A 16992-nucleotide genomic window follows, 5' to 3' on the forward strand; every position below is an offset into this window, starting at 1 on the left:
TTTCGTGTTAAAACCTTACATCATAACATGAAAAAGTTTACCAGATGGATGCTACTGTATGCCTCGGTTCTGTTTACCCTGGCTGCATCTGCTCAATCAATTCCCGGCGACTCTGTCGTATTTGGGCCCATGTTCAGTCCTGTGTACAACGACTCTGTACGGGTCTGGGTAGTCACCACCAGCACAGGTACGGGCGATCCATTAAACCTGGAGGTGCGTGCTGGCGGCTCCGGGGCGCCGCTTGCCGGGACAGTGTATAATTCAGATGACCGGCTGGGGTACACGCTTCGTTCTTTTGTATATGGAGGGCTTGCCAAAGGAGAAGCGTACACCGCAACACTCCTGAAAAACGGACAAATACTGGATCGGACGGCAGCCATCATCAATGAGGCGGAGGTAATAGATGACTTTTCTTTTTTAGCAGGGGGGTGTGGCAGAATTTACGACACCACCCGCTGTATAGACCTGCCTGAATCGCGCACCCATAAAAACGGGGATCCGGCTATTTTCAACCAGATGGCAAAAGAAGATAGCGACCTTATGATCTGGCTGGGTGATGCAACTTACTTACTGGGCCTGCAGCATGCGGATGGACAGTGTCCTGATGGTATAGACGACTGGGCAAACAAAGACATGGCCTTTGATCGTTACCGCTTCTACCGTAAGTTTCACGACTCTCTGACCATGGCCATGCCACAGCTGGCGATCACTGATAACCACGATACCGGCCCGAATGAATTCAACAAAACCATGCCTACGCTGGGGGAGATGAAGGAAATTTTTATGGACTGGTGGCCCAACCCTCACTACAACCGTACCAGCGAGGGGCAGGGGCTTTTTTCTTCCTATCGCTACAAAGATGTAGAATTTTTTCTGCTCGATAACCGCAGTTACCGCGATGGTACGCACCAGCACCTGGGCGCCGAGCAGCTGGAATGGCTAAAGCAAGGCTTGGCAAAATCAGGAGCTACATTTAAGGTGCTCGTCAATGGAACGCCCTCTTTTGGTCAAAATGTAGGCGGCAGAAACTTTGCTGCTACCCAACAGGCAGTAGAATTAAAGCAGTTTATCCAGGAGAACAACATCGATGGTGTGCTTTGCTTCAGCGCAGATGTGCATGCACAGGAGTTGCGTGGCACCTACGCCGGATATAACTATCCCTTCTTCGACTTTCTTTCGGGAAATCTTAATTCAGATGTGGGTGATGGTATGGTTAACATAAACTATAATGCCGAACTAATCATCAGCGGCGTGAAACAGACCTACCTGAAGGTAAGCGTTTTCGGAGATCCCGCAGATCGCAGAATGAAAGTGCAATATGTAGATCTTACCGGCACTCCCTACTTCGAGTCGGTTATTCATGCTGATATGCTTAAAAGCATAGACCATGATGCCAGAAAGCTTTCCCTAAGCTTTGCCAATAGCCTGAAAGATTCTTCTCTTTATAACATTAAAGTGCAGGGTAACATCACCTACGGTCCTGACAGAAAGGGCAACAGCCTGTCTGCGGCGGTTTTTAGCCCTGGAAATGCACTACAGTTAAGCAGCAACGCTGCCTTAAGCTTACATGAGCGTACATTTAGCCTTGGCTATTGGGTAAATCCTTCTGATTTTGGTACAGCGGGGGCGGCTGTTTTTTCAAATGCTGCAACCGGAAAAGGCATGACCATTGGTTTCAGTGCAGAAGGGAACCCACAGTACAGTGATCACGCTACCGGCAAGCTTTACACCAGCACGGTAAAAATACCTACCAGCAGATGGTCGCATATTGCCTGGAAATACGATAACGTAAAGCGCCAGCTAACCCTCTTTCACAACGGCCTGCTTACACAGCAATGGACTGGCGTAGTACCGCCTGCCGCTTCTGATGCTGCTCTCCTGCTGGGCAGCAGTTTTGAAGATAAAGCTTTTTCCGGCTCCCTGGATGAGGTGGCGCTTTGGGGCAAACTGGTCGCGGACGAAACCATCAAAATGGCTTCTGAATATAAGCCCAACAGGGGAGCAGTGCTGAAGCTTAGCGGAACGCAAAACATGGCCATACCGGGTGAGGTGCTGAATCCTGCCCTGAGCGGCGATTTTACTATTGCATTCTGGGGTAAGCTGAATGCAGATCCGGGGGGCAACCACAAAATTCTGGCCAGTAACTCCCGCGTTAACAACAACACCACTGGTCTTTCATTTGAATTTCCGGACAACAACAAGCTCAATGTAGTGGCTGGTACAAACGGCAGTGGCTGGAATGCCATCACCGATAAGGGGAATGCCTGGAAAATAGGTGAGTGGAACCATGTGGCTGTGTCTGCCACACAAAATGGTATGCTGATCTACTATGTAAATGGTGAAAAAGTGGGTGAAACTCCTTTTGCTGCATATGTGCCTAATCCAACCGGTCTTGGCCTTGGCGATAGCCCCTTCTATGGCAGCGAGGTACAGGCAGAACTGGATGAGCTAAGGATCTGGAGTACCGCCTTAAGCCAGGACAGCATTAAAAAAAGCATGCACTATCCACTACAGGGTACAGAGGATAAGCTTGCGTTTTACTATGATTTCAGTGAAGCCGCCTCGGGCAGCATTAAGAGCAAAGGAGCGATCCCTTATGAAATAGCCCTGAATGGCGCTGAAATTACTGATGGCACCTCGCCTGTGGCATTAGTGCCCCCTGCTTATAAAGAAACCGTAACGGCTAACTGGAGTGCTCAAAACACTCGTGATAACGGGTTTTACCTGAATGATCCCGTTGCCAACTTCAACAGCAACCTGGTGATTGGCAAAGGCAAAGGGGGAGAAATACTACCCCTGTATCCCGAAAGTGATACCCTCTACCTGACTACAGCCTGGTTGTTGAATCCTTCCAATATGAGCAGCGGAACGGTGAATGTAGACCCTGCTAAGTTGCTAACCAATCCTGCAGCTGTAACCGGATCAGCTACCCATTATTTCCTGCTGCAGGGAAATCCGGCTGATGGGTTCAATCCTGTTAGTTCAGGAGCCTATAATGGCACCGTGGTACAGTTCTTTAATGTTCCCCTCGATTCTGCTGTCTATTACCTTGCATGGACTGGCAACAGTGAAAAGGAATTAGTTGCCGCTTCCTTTGCCATCAACGCCGGCGGTGATGATGTAGAGCAGGATGCCAATACCGGCGTGATGTATACCACCAGCTCCGACCTTGAACTTACCAGGGACGGCACCAGTGAGCAGATCATCGGGCTGCGCTTTACCAACGTTACCATACCGCAGGGAGCAGTAATAACCGAAGCCTATCTGCAGTTTACGGTAGATGAGGTGAGTACCACCGGAAACGTAGATGTTGTACTGGCAGTGGAAGACAGGGAAAACCCCCTTGCCCTTGCCGGTTTTGATTACAACCTCTCCAGCAGACTTTTTGCCTATGGCGATACACTGGTCTGGAACATCGAACCTTTTGCAGTGGCAGGCCAGGCAGGCCTGGAGCAACGCTCTCCTGATATGTCGGGACTCCTCCAGAAAATCATTAACAAAGAAAACTGGAAGGCAGGGAATGCAGTAGTGGTAGCAATGGCCGATCCGCTGCTACTGAACCTTCCCGGCTATAGCGGTAACACGGGCAAACGCGTGGCGCAGACCTACGACAAAAGCGCTGCAAATGCAGCCCGCCTGGTGGTAAAGTACGAGAAGCCAAACCGTTATTTTAACGGTACTTTTCCAATAGCAAAAGGAGCTTCCTGGAAGTATGAGGATACAGGCCGTGATTTAAGCGCTGCTAACTGGACAGCCCCTGATTACGCAGATTCAAGCTGGGCCTGGGGAAATGCTGTTTTAGGCTATGGCGATGGAAAGGAAACAACAAGCCTGAGCTGGGGCAGTGATGCTAACACTAAACATGTTACCTACTACCTGCGTCATGTTTTTGAGGTGGAGAATGCGGCGCAGTACGGATCGCTGGTTTTTGATGTACTACGCGATGACGGTGCTGTGGTATATGTAAACGGAAAAGAAGCTTTCCGGATGAACATGCCGGAAGGAGCGGTTGGCTATAATACCCTTGCCACTGCTGCTGTAGGCGGAAGCGATGAAACAACCTATTTCCGTGCCAAAACCCCCAACCTGCTGAAGGATGGCGTGAACGTGATAGCGGTAGAGCTACACCAGGCTACTGCCAGCAGCTCTGATCTCGGCTTTGACATGGAGGTTGGTTTCGAAGCACCCCCTGCAGGACCAGCCAGCTTCCCGCTGGCAAAAGAATCGCAGTGGAATTACCTGGACCAGGGAATCAGCCTGGACAACACTGCCTGGAAGGACAGCACCTACAACGATGAAAGCTGGGCTTCCGCTAAGGGTCCTTTAGGCTATGGCGACCCGATGAATACACAAATATCCTATGGGCCTGATGCGGGTAATAAATTTATCACTACCTACTTCCGCAGGCAAGTCATGATTGATACCACAGCCTTGGCAGATTTTGTACAAATCGGCTTGCGCAGAGACGACGGTGCCCTGGTGTACATCAATGGCAGGGAAGTTGTCCGCAGCAACATGCCCGAAGGAGCTATTAACTACCTGACCACCTCCGCCACCATTGTGGATGGTGCTGCAGAACGGGAATACTTTGTCTTCAATGTACCCAAGACTGTTTTCAGCAATGGACTTAACCAGCTGGCAGTAGAGGTGCACAACCGCGATGGCCAAAGCTCCGATCTTGGCTTTGACCTTTACATGAAAAACGCACCGGTGCCGAATCCGCCTGCAGATTGCAGTGGTGATGAAATAGGCTGCTTTACCTCGATTGTGCCCACAGCACAAACCCAGCACATGATCATCCCGAACGGACACCGCTTCCAGATGATCTTTAAGCAGGGAGAAGCTTATACCAAGGGTAGTGGTACCGTACCTGGCAATCACGACTTCACGGCCTATCTTCCTATTGAAGGCAGCAGCGAACTTGGCCACCTATCGGTAAACCACGAGAATTCTCCGGGTGGTGTGTCTATCCTGGACCTGCACTTCGACAGTTCAAAGCTGTTGTGGGTTGTGGATACGAGCCAGCAGGTAGATTTTTATAACAATGATCTGGTCACTACTTCCCGTAACTGTTCCGGCGGTATTACACCCTGGGGCACCATCATCACCAGTGAAGAAAGCACCAATGGCGGAGACCTGAACGGCGATGGTTATCAGGATGTGGGCTGGCATGTGGAGATTGATCCTATCACTGCAAAAGTGGTGGATTACGATAAAGATGGCCGGCAGGATAAGCTATGGGCCATGGGCCGGATGAACCATGAAAACATTGTTGTGGCTGCTGATGGAAAAACAGCCTATTACGGCGAAGACGGCGGCACCCATTGTGTTTATAAATTTGTGGCCGATACCCCTGGTGATCTTAGCAAAGGAAAGGTGTTTGTGCTGAGCCTCGACAGGCCATTACTGGGAGGAGACCCCACAGGAAGCACTGCCCGCTGGATACAAGTGCCGAATACAAGCCAGAGCGACCGCAATAACCTGAACTCATTAGCAGCTTCTTTAGGTGGCACCATCTTTAATGGCATAGAAGACTGTGAAATCAGTCCTGTTGATGGTAAAGTTTATTTCACCGCCAAGGGATCAAACCGTACCTACCGTTTTTCCGATGACGGTGATGCGGTTTCGGAATTTGAGACCTTCGTGGGTGGTATGTCCTATGATCTCCACACAGAGCAGGGTGTTTTCACCGAACCCTGGGGCAGTGGCAATGATAACCTTACTTTTGACGATCAGGGCAACCTTTGGGTGCAGCAGGATGGTGGCAACAACTACATTTGGGTGGTACGGCCTGATCATACACAAAGCAACCCCAAGGTAGAGCTCTTTGCTTCCATGCCTCGCGGATCGGAGCCTACAGGCCTTACCTTTAGCCCGGATTATCGCTTTGGATTTTTCTCCATACAACACCCCAGCAATACCAATGCACCTCAAACCGATGCCAGCGGAAACGAAGTTGTGTTCGATAAATCCGCTACTGTTGTGTTTGCCCTGAAAAAGAATCTGGGAGCACAGCCAAAACCGCCCGTTTCTGTCATCAAGGCTTCTGTTACGGAAGGAGCAGCTCCGCTAAAGGTAGACTTCGATGCCAGTGCGTCTGCAGATCCTGATAGTGATTCCCTGACCTATTCCTGGCGCTTTGGCGATGGTAACACCGGAGCAGGTAGCACCATCAGCCACACCTATACCAAGGCTGGTGATTATGCAGCCCAACTTGTGGTGACTGACGAGCTTGGGGCATCTGATACGGCTTCTGTCACTATTCGTGTGATTGAAAGTAACCTGGAGGTTCAGTATAAGGTGGCAAAAAACAACAGGTCAGGTGATAATCAATTACGCCCACATTTCCAGCTGGTCAATACAGGTGCTTCGGCGATCCCATACGATGAAATCACCCTTCGCTACTGGTTTACCAGCGAAGGTGGTGGAAATAGCCAAAACTTCTGGTGCGATTATGCAGCAATGGGAAGTAACAGGGTAAAAGGCAGTTTCCAGGCACTGGAAGAACCACGGCAGGACGCAAACCATTACCTGGAGCTTTCTTTTTCTGCAGCAGGTGCACTGGAAGCAGGTGCCAGAAGTGGCGAAATCCAGACCAGAATCGCAAAAGCAGATTGGTCGGCTTATAACGAGGAAAATGATTATTCCTACAACGGCGCCCAAACCACCTTTAGGGAGTGGGAGAGGATAACAGTGTACCGGAATGGTATCCTTGTATGGGGAACAGAGCCTGAAATATCCGGACCGGCCACAACCAGTGTCAAAGTGCAGTATGCGGTGCGGAAGGGTAATAAGGAGAATGATAACCAGGTTCAGCCCTCTTTCCAGCTTGTAAATACAGGTACCATTGCAGTGCCTTACAAGGAGCTAAGCCTGCGCTACTGGTACACCAAGGAGGGTGGGCCTGCTCAGGCTTTCTGGACAGATTATGCCGCTTTGGGTACCACATATGTATCTGGTCGGTTTGAACAGCTAGCAGCACCTACTGCCGATGCAGACCATTTCCTGGAGGTATCCTTTAACGCTCCGGGTGTGTTAGCGGCAGGTGCCAGTAGTGGTGTACTACAAACCCGCTTCAACAAGGTCGACTGGTCGGCCTACAATGAGGCAAACGACTACAGCTATGATAGTGATAAAACAACCTTTACGGACTGGGAGCGGGTTACCCTGTACCATCATGGCCAGCTGATCTGGGGGGCAGAGCCCAATGGTGCAGCAGCCAGAATAGCTGGTAGTCAGACAGGGGAAACGCCAGACATGAGCGCAGACAGCAGTGAGCTGACACAGGGAAGTGGCTGGGCTATTTATCCTACCCTTGCCAACAGGGAGCTGAACATCCATGTGAGTGCGTTTACAGGTAATGAAATTGTACGCATTATCAACAGCATGGGACAGGAGATGATGCAGTTCCAGCTGAAGGAGGCGCAGTCTACTGTAAGCATTGAAAAGCTAATGCCAGGCACCTATGTGGTACAGCTTCAGTCGCCCCAAATAACGGCGCAGAAACAGTTTGTTAAACACTAATGAACGTGTAAGTCTGAACCCGGCAGCTGAATTGCAATGCATTGAACTGCCGGGTTCTTTTTTTTCCTAGTATGAAGCAGGCATTCATTCTTATCGCCTTACTTTCTGTATTAACCCCTGTGCAGGCACAGCATGCCAATCCTGTTGAGGCGCCTGTTTATTACAGTGTCAGGGAGGCACTGCAGCACAACCCGGCTGCCACCCAACTCAATTTGCGGGAGCAGGAGCTCTTTTCTGTAGATGATCGTATTGTAGAACTGACAAGCCTTACCTTTTTGAACTTGATGAACAATAACCTGGAAGAGTGGGATCAGGACCTGTGGACATTAAGGAACCTGGAGACATTAAATGTAAAGAATAACAGTTTGCAGCTGCTGCCTCCCCAAATTGCCAGACTTGATAAACTGATCAGTCTGGACCTGGCAAATAACCATATCAAACAACTTCCTAAAGAAATCGGACAACTGCGTAAGCTCCGCTTTTTACACCTTTCACTTAACAACTGCATACTCCTGCCCGAGGAAATAGGAGCATGTACTGCACTAGAGGTGCTGGAGGTTGAAAACAATCAGCTTAGCTATCTGCCCGTTTCTCTGAAAAAACTAAAAAGGCTAAAAAGCCTGAATATCAGCTTTAACCAGTTTAACGAATTTGAGCCTGTCTGGGTGAACTCTAAAACTATTGAACATCTAAATTTAGCCAATAACCGCATCAGGCAGATTCCAGAGGAGATGGGTGAGTTGAAAAGATTAAAAACGCTAATACTGACCAATAATCAGCTGAAAGGCTTGCCAGAAGCTTTGGTGCAGCTGGCGCATCTTGAACTGCTGGTTATCTCGGACAATCAGCTTAGTTACCTGCCCGAGAAGCTTGAACGGTTGAAAAATCTGAAAACCCTGATCGCCCTGAATAATATTTTCAGCGAAGCAGAAAAAGCAAGGATCAGAAAGGCACTTCCTGATTGTCAAGTCTATTTTTGAACCGCAGTTGTTTCCTGGTGAACCCTGGTTTGATTTACACGATGTTTTCTGCTGGTTTCATCATAGATGCAAAACTGTATAGTGAATTGTTGTTCACATTCTCCTTCTGGCACATGTGGAATATGCAGGGGCGAAATTAACAAAACAATCTGGTCAAAAGGATTTGGTTCTTATTGTCTTAAGCAGCTTTCTTAGTTGCTAAAAATAACTGCCATTATTAGCCTGATCTGTCAACTTCATGTTTAAAAACATTCGGGCTTACGAGTTTGCTGCTCATTTATAAGATTCTTTCAGCATTGCCATCAGGGCTTGATGGTAAGCTGAAACAAGGCATTTATCTATTTACTGATTAAATTCTTGTACACAACAGAGTTTAGTAGTTCATCCCTTCTTTGTCTGGATAGGGGTAATTCTTTACCCCCGACAATCACGCGTCCTCCTGAGATTGTATCGATGTGGGATACATTGATCAAATAAGAACGATGGATCCTGAAGAAATAGTCTTTGGGGAGCATGGCTTCTATCGATGCCATCGTCTGATGGATGATCAGGGCTTCGTCTTTGAAGTGGATTTTCAAATAGTTTTGCATGCTTTCAATATATAAAATGTCCATCCATCTTATTCTCTGAAATGAATCTCCCTGACGGACATACATATCTGAATTAGACTCCTGGGGTTCTTCTTTCAGCATAAGCTCGGAGCGAAAAATTTCTCTTGCTTTGGATACCGCCTGAAAAAAACGTTGAAAGCTGATGGGTTTCATCAAGTAGTCAACTACGTTCAGCCGGAAACCTTCCAAAGCATATTCAGCGTAAGCGGTGGTGATTATGCACAGGGGAGGATTTTCCAGGGACTCAAGAAACTCGAGTCCTGTAAGATAAGGCATGTTGATGTCCAGAAACAGAAGGTCCACCGTATTCGCCTTCAATGCCTCAGAGGCTTCCATAGCCGTTGAGCAATGTCCAACTATTTCCAGTGTGCCTAATGCATTGATATAATTAATGATCCCTCTTACGGCAATGGGCTCATCATCGATGATCAGACATTTTAATTTATAAGGGTCGTCTTCTTTAGGTGGGAGGGTTGCCATGGCTAAAGATTGATTTCAAGTTGAATTTGATAAGCAATTCCCGTGTCTGTGATTTGCAAGTCATGGTTACCAGGATACAGGATATTCAAACGTTCCCTTGTGTTTTTTAAACCTACTCCGGTAGAACTAAGGTTTTTTGCTGCAAAAGCTGGTTTGGAGTTCTCAACTTCCAGCCTAAGGTGGTTTCCAGCCTGTTCAAAACTAATATCAATGTAGCCAGGATTTGATGTGCTCTTAGGGGTGTATTTAAAAGCATTTTCGATAAAAGTTATAAATAATAATGCTGGAATTTTGATTTCCTCATTCTCTATATTCCAGAAAGGCCGAACAGTCAATTTATCTTCCCACCTAAATTCTTCTACATCAATAAAATTCTTTAAGAATTGAACTTCTTCGGCAAGGCTTACCAGTTTTTTCTCGCCGTTGTACAACTGATAGCGTAAGATGTCCGAGTACTTGATGAGTAATGCCGATGCCCGCTCCACATCTTCTTGCATCAACACATGAATATGATTTAACACATTGAACATAAAGTGAGGAGTAATTTGATGCTGGAGTGTCTGGAGTTGATATTGAAGAACTGCTTTTTGTGACTTTAAATATTCTAACATGAAACGTAATCCGCAAATACACAGATTTATAAAAATTGAGGATGAAAAAGACAGGATTGCAGCGTAGGAAGGTGAACGGGCTAAACTGAAATATTCCGATGCCGGAAAAACAGCGAGGGATTCTAAATAGTAAAAGAAAAAAAGATAGCCCAGCAGAATGGATCCCACCAGAACGGAAAATAAGAGAAAACGCAAAACGAATACGCCTACTTTTTTGTCTCTCATGGCCCTAAGCAATACAGCTTTGCTTAGATAAGTGGCTGGATGATATATTGACAACAGCAACAGGACAGAAAACAGTGTTGTCTCTGCAACAGAGTTTGTCTGTGGGAATACCTGTAGCCAGAATACAGCCAGAATAATGCACCAGTAAGCCATAAAGATGTAGGCTTCATTTCCCAACCAGGTGCTTATCTTCATTTTCAGCATATAGGATTCTCTGAAGGGTTATTACCTGTCATTCGTCAAAGGTAGAGGTTCATCTGTCAAATAAATTTACCTAAGCCAGGTCAAAGGTCCATATTCGAACAAAATTGATGAAATCTAAACTTTTGACCGGATGAAAAAAATATTAATGCTATTGATTTTAGCAACAGTTTATTCTGATGTATCAGCCCAAATAACCTTCAAGACAGAATATTTTGGCACATCAGCCTATCGTCAAAGTGTTGGGGATGGGAGCGAAAAAGTAGGGAATAGTCAGGGGGCTGCTGTTGTATACCAGGGCAAAGCCAATCTTCCGCTCTCCATGAAAATGGATGAGATAGGCCAGCCAACCGTATGGGGAGTTGGTATAGCAGGTGCCTATGTGACACTTAGCAATAGAAACTTTACTGAAGATTTAGTTTTAGATGAAATGCTAAACTTGGGTTTAAGTGTGTATCATGTGAAGCCCCTCAATGATAAATGGTCTTTGTTCGCAAGCCTCGGTGGCGGAATATATAGTTCGGGCAAGCAGTTATCGGAAATATCTTTAAAAAATGCGTTAGGCAGTGCTGCCATCGTGTTCATCAAAAAAGTAAAACCTCACCTATCGCTAGGAGGTGGTGTTGCCTTCAATAACTCCTTTGGCTATCCAATGGCTTTACCAGCTATTTATCTACAATGGGGCAGGGGCGGCCGGTATGCAGTGGATGTATCAGTAGTTGATGGAGTAGATGTGTCGCTGAAGTACCTGATCAACAAGCATCTTAGCTTGAATTATATTGTAGGCGTAGACGGGCAGCTGGCAATCGTGGGGCAGGATGAAGCTGAAAAAATATTCACCCACCAATATATCGTGACTGGTCTTCAGCCGGAAGTAAAGATTGGTAAGAAGTGGAGCATACCACTAACAGCAGGTATAAATGCTATGAGGACTGCACAGCTAAGCGAACGAAAGTTGAAAAGCCTGTTCAGCTCCAAATATTACTACTTTCAGCTTTCATCTTATTTTTCAGTAGGCATAAATTATAAGTTGACGTCATCCCAAAAATAGAACCACTGATAATCAATAGATATAAATAGTGTAAGCTCCCCTGAAAATAGGACAGTTTAAAAGTAGAGGAAATCACCTTAACCGAGCCGCGGCGGCTTTAAACTGTAGAAGATGAAAAGAAAGACCTTTACCCCCCCTACCAGATTGCCAAAATCCTCAAGGAATTTGAGCCGGGTCGCCGGTGCGACTGGGAAAAGTGCAGCAGAGATTAGCCGAGAACATGGCGTAAGTCAAGCAGCCTTCTATAAATGGCGCGAACGCTATGGTGGCATGGATGCTAAAGAGATGAAACGCCTCAAGGAGCTGGAGGAGGAAAATACCAGGCTTAAAAAGATGTATGCTGAGTTGGCGCTGGATCTAAAGATTGCCAAGGAGATCAACGAAAAAAAGCTCTAGCGCCCTGCCAAAAGAAACAAATAGCAGAAGAGGTCGTCAAAGAAAGCCAGTGCGGTATCAGCAGGGCATGCCGTGTATTGAAACTAAGCAAGTCAGTTTACTACCGCAGCGGCGGGCTGCCCGCCTGGGACCGCGACAATTAAGGCTGGTTTCTTGATTTTACGGGGGCCATGTTCTTGGGAGGACGTCACACATGCAAGCTCTTATATGGGAAATTGGTGCTAATATGAGGAGCAGTAGCTAAGAGGAATATAGGATGAATAGCGCAAGAGGTTAACAATAGATGGCACATGTTATAAGTTTTTATTACAAAGGGGGAAAAAAGAATTTTGGAATATTAAAATTAAAGCTATTGCTGTTGAAACATTGCTTGTATTAGTAAATATGTAATGTTACATTGTCTATAACAATGATCTGATACTCTGTATCTTCCATGATATTACATTACTGCTAAAATAAGTTATCTATGAAAAACCTCCACTACCAGAAATGCTGGCAAGTCGCACTGTTACTTCTAAGCATTTTTATTTTTTCATGTCAGAATGAAGACGAATTGCAAGTCATGGATATTGCTGGCAATGCATTAGACAATGAAAAGTTTTTAGTGTCAGCCAAGGATGCTAAACAAGTAGCTGGCATTTTAAATGCTGAAGGAGTTATTGAAGCCACCGATGTAAAGACTGCCTTGGCTACTCGTAAAGAAAATCCTTCCAAAACAGTAAAAGATTCTAAAACAGTAAAAGATCTTAAAAATAGGGAAGCTTTTCATATGATAAATTATGAAGGTGGTGGTTTCACTATCATTTCTGGAGATAAGAGATTGCCTGCTGTTCTAGCTTACAATGATGAAGGATATATTGACTTGGACAACTATCAAGAGAATCCGGGGCTAAGTCATTGGATAACTAGCTTACAGCAAAGTATAACTTCTTTACGAGAAAAGTCAAGTGAGGATAAACCTGCCCTTGGGTGGGAGCCGGAAATAGGTGTTAACTATGTAGAGCCGTGCGATCCATGCGGAACTACCCCTGCACCTTTAGTGACATATGGCCCATTATTAACGACCCAATGGGGGCAAGGCTGTGGTTACAATGACTTTTCCCCCTTAAAAAGCGGAAGCAATGATTGTGGTAGAGCACCTGCTGGCTGTGGGCCCGTTGCTGTGGCTCAAGTTCTAAAGCATCATAGAAATCGATTGGGAACAGTAACTTATAATGGAGTACCCATTAACTTTAGTGATGCTGCCATGCCCCGACGGGTAAATGGTGTGACTGGAGCTGCACCAGATGTCGCTAGATTGATGCGCTTTGTGGGAGATTGGATCATTATAGATTGGGCCGCTGATTATGCTATGGCATTGCCATCAAAAATTCCAGAATTCTTACAAATGCTTGGTTTTAATTCAGCGATACAAGACGTTCATCATGGTTCAATACAAGGGAGTATAAGAAACAATAAACCTGTAATTTTCAAAGCTAGAACGGGTGGTGTCTTAGGAATTAGCTTTAATCACCACATTTGGGTATGCGAGGGCTACAGAACGCATAACTATGGACAGTACTGGATGAATTGGGGCTGGAATGGTGGTTCCAATGGGTGGTTCTATATTTACGATTGGAATGCTTCTGGTAACAACTATGAATATGATAGGAAAATGATTACGGTCTATTAATGAAGATTGTCTATGAAACATTTTATAATTCTGTTTTTGATGATTGCTACAGTTTCAGCTTGCGAACAACCTGTGTGCTGCGATACTGGACCGCCGAGGTTTTTTACAGTCATCCGTACCAGCGAAGGGATGGATTATTTGACATTTAATGCAGGTGAGCCTATTGATTTATACTATGAAGGCGAGGATGACGATGATCAGAAGACTGATGCACAGCCGTACACTTTCTACATGGGAGATACAACAAAATTGGAAGGAATCAATGTTACTTCTTTGAGTGCTGAGGGCATCAAGACCTTTTACTTAAAAGTAGGAAGTGACATAGACACACTTTTTGTAGATGTAGAAAGAAAGGGCAGCAAATGGGAGTACAAGGCCGTACGCTTCAATGGAGAGCCTGCACAAGAAATTAAAAGTCCCAAAGCTGATCCTTACTGGCTCATTCAGAAGAAATAAAAAGAAAGATCTCACTGCTAAAAATAAGGTTATGCCTTATATGCTTATCAAATAAAGGCCCTGCTCTCTAACAGAGGGCGGGGTTTTTATTTTCCCTTAATTACAGCCTCAATCTTGGGCTGCTTTTCAGCTTTGTAACTGCTTTAGTTCCTGTTGTTTTCTTTTGCACTTGAGTGAGCCTGTACAGCTGCTTGCTTATGTTCAATATAACTTTCCCAATGAGTGCGATTAACGCTTAAGGAGCAACCACCTTTACAATTAAAAGAAAAAGCATTAATGGTGACTTCACCTGCAGTGGTTATCTCTGTGGGAGTATACACCAAGTTAAATAGAGAAGGGGTATTAACACTGACCAACGACCCGCGGCCGAGGCTTAGGTGGATAACTCTTCCAGACTTAGCCACAGCAGCGGCTGCCGCAGGATTGCCTACCGTAATGAACCCTACTGATGTTGTTAATGTATAGCCGTTATAAATAAGATACATTATGGAATTAGCTCTCTACGCTAATCACGAACAGGCATTAACAGCGACCGACGCCCGGCAGCCGCCGCTGCGGTTGATAACTCTTGACGAGTTGCCCGCAATAAACACCTTTAGGCCGTGGATTTATGGATAACTCTTTTGGAGTTACCCACCGGAACGCCTGCCGCAAGTCCACAGCCAGGCCGCTAGTAGTAGATTTACATTTAAAGTTTTTCTTTTTTTCTTCCGGTTATTTAAAGTTGGGAGCATCAATTGATCCTGGTTCACCAAACTGTAGTAACCTTACTTGCTGAAGTTTTAGAAGAAAATATAGCATGTATAATTCATCTACGTCACCCAACTTCATCTACGATTTTATTCTTAAGAAAAAACCTTTAATAAACCTTACAAGGAATTAAGCACTTCCGGTACATTGTTTGCTGGTGAATTCACCAGCTGGTAAACAGGGTAAGCCTTCATTTCCTCCGCCGTATAGGGCATTAGCAAAGAAAGAAGGTGTTCCTGCGGCTCGTTCTCGTCCAGCCACAGTTCCTCCGCCTCTGGCGAAAGCATAACAGGCATACGGTCATGTATCGGCTTCACCAAATCGTTAGCTTCAGTGGTAATGATGGCGAATGTATGAAGTACCTCACCCGTACTTTTATCCGCCCATTCATCCCAAAGTCCCGCGAAAGTGAATAGCTCTTCGCTCTTTAGCATAATACGGTAGGGTACTTTTCCCTGTCCCGAAGCCTGCCATTCAAAGAACCCTGCTGCGGGCACCAGGCAACGCTTAGACTTCAGCAGACTGCGGAATGTAGACTTTTCGGTCAGCGTCTCCGCCCGCGCGTTAATTGAGCGCTTCACGCTCTTTGCATCCTTTGCCCAAAATGGCTGCAAGCCCCAGGAAAAGAATTGTAGCTTGTCCGGCTGCTGCTCCGTGATCACAGGCAAGGCTTGACTGGGGGCTGCGTTGTAGTGAGTCTCCTTCAGGTGCTTTTCTATTAGTTTGGCAGCCTTGGAGTTTCCATTCGTGGCGTTGGGGATTACGCTATATCGTCCACACATAAGATACAGTTTAACTTGTGTATACAATCGCAGTACTATATACGGCTTTTATTCTCAGTGTAGTTGCGTTTCGGACCATTATACTATACCAATGCTTTTAGGTGCTTTGCCCCATTATCCAGAGGCTTTGCGAATGTTAGGCGCTTAAGGGTCAATTTCTTATATTGAGTATACCTAATCTCTGTGTCACCATTTTTTAGCGGAGCCATGGTTGGGGGATTATTCCGAGGTTTAAAGGCATTTGCTGCCGAACTTAGAAAGCCAAAGTCCTTCGTGCAGGGTGAGGCATTTGAAGACTATGTGCGGGAAAAGATTTTTCCGAAAACATCTTATTGCCTGGTGAATAAGGCGCACACTTATCTCCAGAATAGCAGAGATTATGTTGAGTCATCCCACAAACCTGACTTTGAATTCCGCTGCCGGGATACCGGATATGTGTTTCATGTAGAAGCCAAATACCGAAGGGGCGCCTGGGGGGTAGATGGGACCATAGCGTGGTGCAGGCCGGATCAGCTGCAGCGATATAGGGCCTTAGATAGAAAAGAGCCGGTATTCCTTTGCCTGGGCATTGGCCGCAAGCCTACCAGACTGAAGGACATTTACATTATTCCTATGAATAAAATTTATACCACCGACTTTCACGACTCCTTCCTGGAGCAATATGCCTTCTGCCCGGACAAAGCAGTACGCTCCGGCTTTTTGATGTGGTTGAGGATGAGGCAGTGTTGATGCCAGCTGGTGATGGGCCTTAGAAGTTCCGAAGCTTGGTGCGAAGGGCAGGTCGTCAAGAAAATGAGCAGTGGTTGTTTACTAGATAAGATTTTGGTATAACCACAGAAGTGCCTGCAACTGTATAAGAACAAGGCGTGAACAGTGGATAACTCTTCCAGAGTTAACCCACCGCAGCGGCGGACCGTAATTAACACCTTAGAGGCCGTGGATTTATGGATAACTCTTCCAGAGTTACCCACCGGGGTGCCGGCCACAAGTCCACAGCCAGGCCGGTAGTAGCTTATTTTTAAAATTTATTTTTTTCTTCAGGTCAAAACTCTAATAAGGTAAGCATCCACAGCTACACATCTTTCAACAAACTGCAGAAACCCCCCTTTCCGAATTGTTGAAATGTTGGCTAATTCGCTTCGATTTGTGCCACTGATTTCGGTTTGTTAGTGCCAGTGTTTCCGGTTCAAACTGTGCCATTATATGGGGGCAGTCTTGCCTGATTCCGGTTCGATTTGTGCCACTTTGGAAGA

9 protein-coding genes and 1 pseudogene are annotated in these 16992 nt (G+C 46.1%); 7 read left to right on the top strand and 3 right to left on the bottom strand.

Going from position 1 to position 16992, the window contains the following annotated elements; all coding sequences use genetic code 11:
• The first annotated feature begins 27 nt into the window (after positions 1-27).
• Both KWJ01_RS02285 and KWJ01_RS02290 read left to right on the top strand, forming a co-directional pair.
• Positions 28-7524, top strand: a complete 7497-nt coding sequence (locus KWJ01_RS02285; RefSeq protein ID WP_224994670.1) for a cellulose binding domain-containing protein — start codon at positions 28-30, stop codon at positions 7522-7524.
• 71 nt (positions 7525-7595) lie between these two features.
• Positions 7596-8504, top strand: a complete 909-nt coding sequence (locus tag KWJ01_RS02290; RefSeq protein ID WP_224994671.1) for a leucine-rich repeat domain-containing protein — start codon at positions 7596-7598, stop codon at positions 8502-8504.
• A gap of 338 nt (positions 8505-8842) precedes the next feature.
• Here KWJ01_RS02290 and KWJ01_RS02295 read toward each other — a convergent pair whose 3' ends face one another.
• Complete coding sequence (locus KWJ01_RS02295) at positions 8843-9595, bottom strand: LytTR family DNA-binding domain-containing protein (RefSeq protein ID WP_224994673.1); 753 nt, start codon at positions 9593-9595, stop codon at positions 8843-8845.
• Between the two features lie 2 nt (positions 9596-9597).
• The gene (locus KWJ01_RS02300) at positions 9598-10635 is read right to left on the bottom strand and encodes a sensor histidine kinase (protein WP_224994674.1); all 1038 of its coding nucleotides are present in this window, start codon (positions 10633-10635) and stop codon (positions 9598-9600) included.
• 130 nt (positions 10636-10765) lie between these two features.
• Here KWJ01_RS02300 and KWJ01_RS02305 point away from each other — a divergent pair, with 130 nt between their 5' ends.
• From KWJ01_RS02305 to KWJ01_RS02320, 4 genes and pseudogenes are all read left to right on the top strand, one after another.
• The gene (locus KWJ01_RS02305) at positions 10766-11683 is read left to right on the top strand and encodes a DUF6268 family outer membrane beta-barrel protein (RefSeq protein ID WP_224994678.1); all 918 of its coding nucleotides are present in this window, start codon (positions 10766-10768) and stop codon (positions 11681-11683) included.
• Between the two features lie 152 nt (positions 11684-11835).
• Positions 11836-12038: pseudogene (locus tag KWJ01_RS28210) on the top strand (transposase); the annotation flags it as partial.
• 507 nt (positions 12039-12545) lie between these two features.
• Entirely contained in the window at positions 12546-13751 is a 1206-nt protein-coding gene (locus KWJ01_RS02315) for a C10 family peptidase (RefSeq protein ID WP_224994679.1), read from the top strand.
• Positions 13752-13763: 12 nt separating this feature from the next.
• Positions 13764-14207 (top strand): hypothetical protein, encoded by a 444-nt coding sequence (locus KWJ01_RS02320; protein WP_224994680.1) that lies wholly within the window; start codon positions 13764-13766, stop codon positions 14205-14207.
• Positions 14208-15076: 869 nt separating this feature from the next.
• On the opposite strand, the gene KWJ01_RS02325 is transcribed toward KWJ01_RS02320, so the two are convergent.
• Complete coding sequence (locus KWJ01_RS02325; protein ID WP_224994682.1) at positions 15077-15739, bottom strand: SOS response-associated peptidase; 663 nt, start codon at positions 15737-15739, stop codon at positions 15077-15079.
• A gap of 183 nt (positions 15740-15922) precedes the next feature.
• Here KWJ01_RS02325 and KWJ01_RS02330 point away from each other — a divergent pair, with 183 nt between their 5' ends.
• Complete coding sequence (locus tag KWJ01_RS02330) at positions 15923-16468, top strand: hypothetical protein (RefSeq protein WP_224994683.1); 546 nt, start codon at positions 15923-15925, stop codon at positions 16466-16468.
• Positions 16469-16992: the final 524 nt, after the last annotated feature.

Source organism: Cesiribacter sp. SM1 (genome assembly GCF_020178975.1).
Lineage (GTDB): Bacteria > Bacteroidota > Bacteroidia > Cytophagales > Cyclobacteriaceae > Cesiribacter.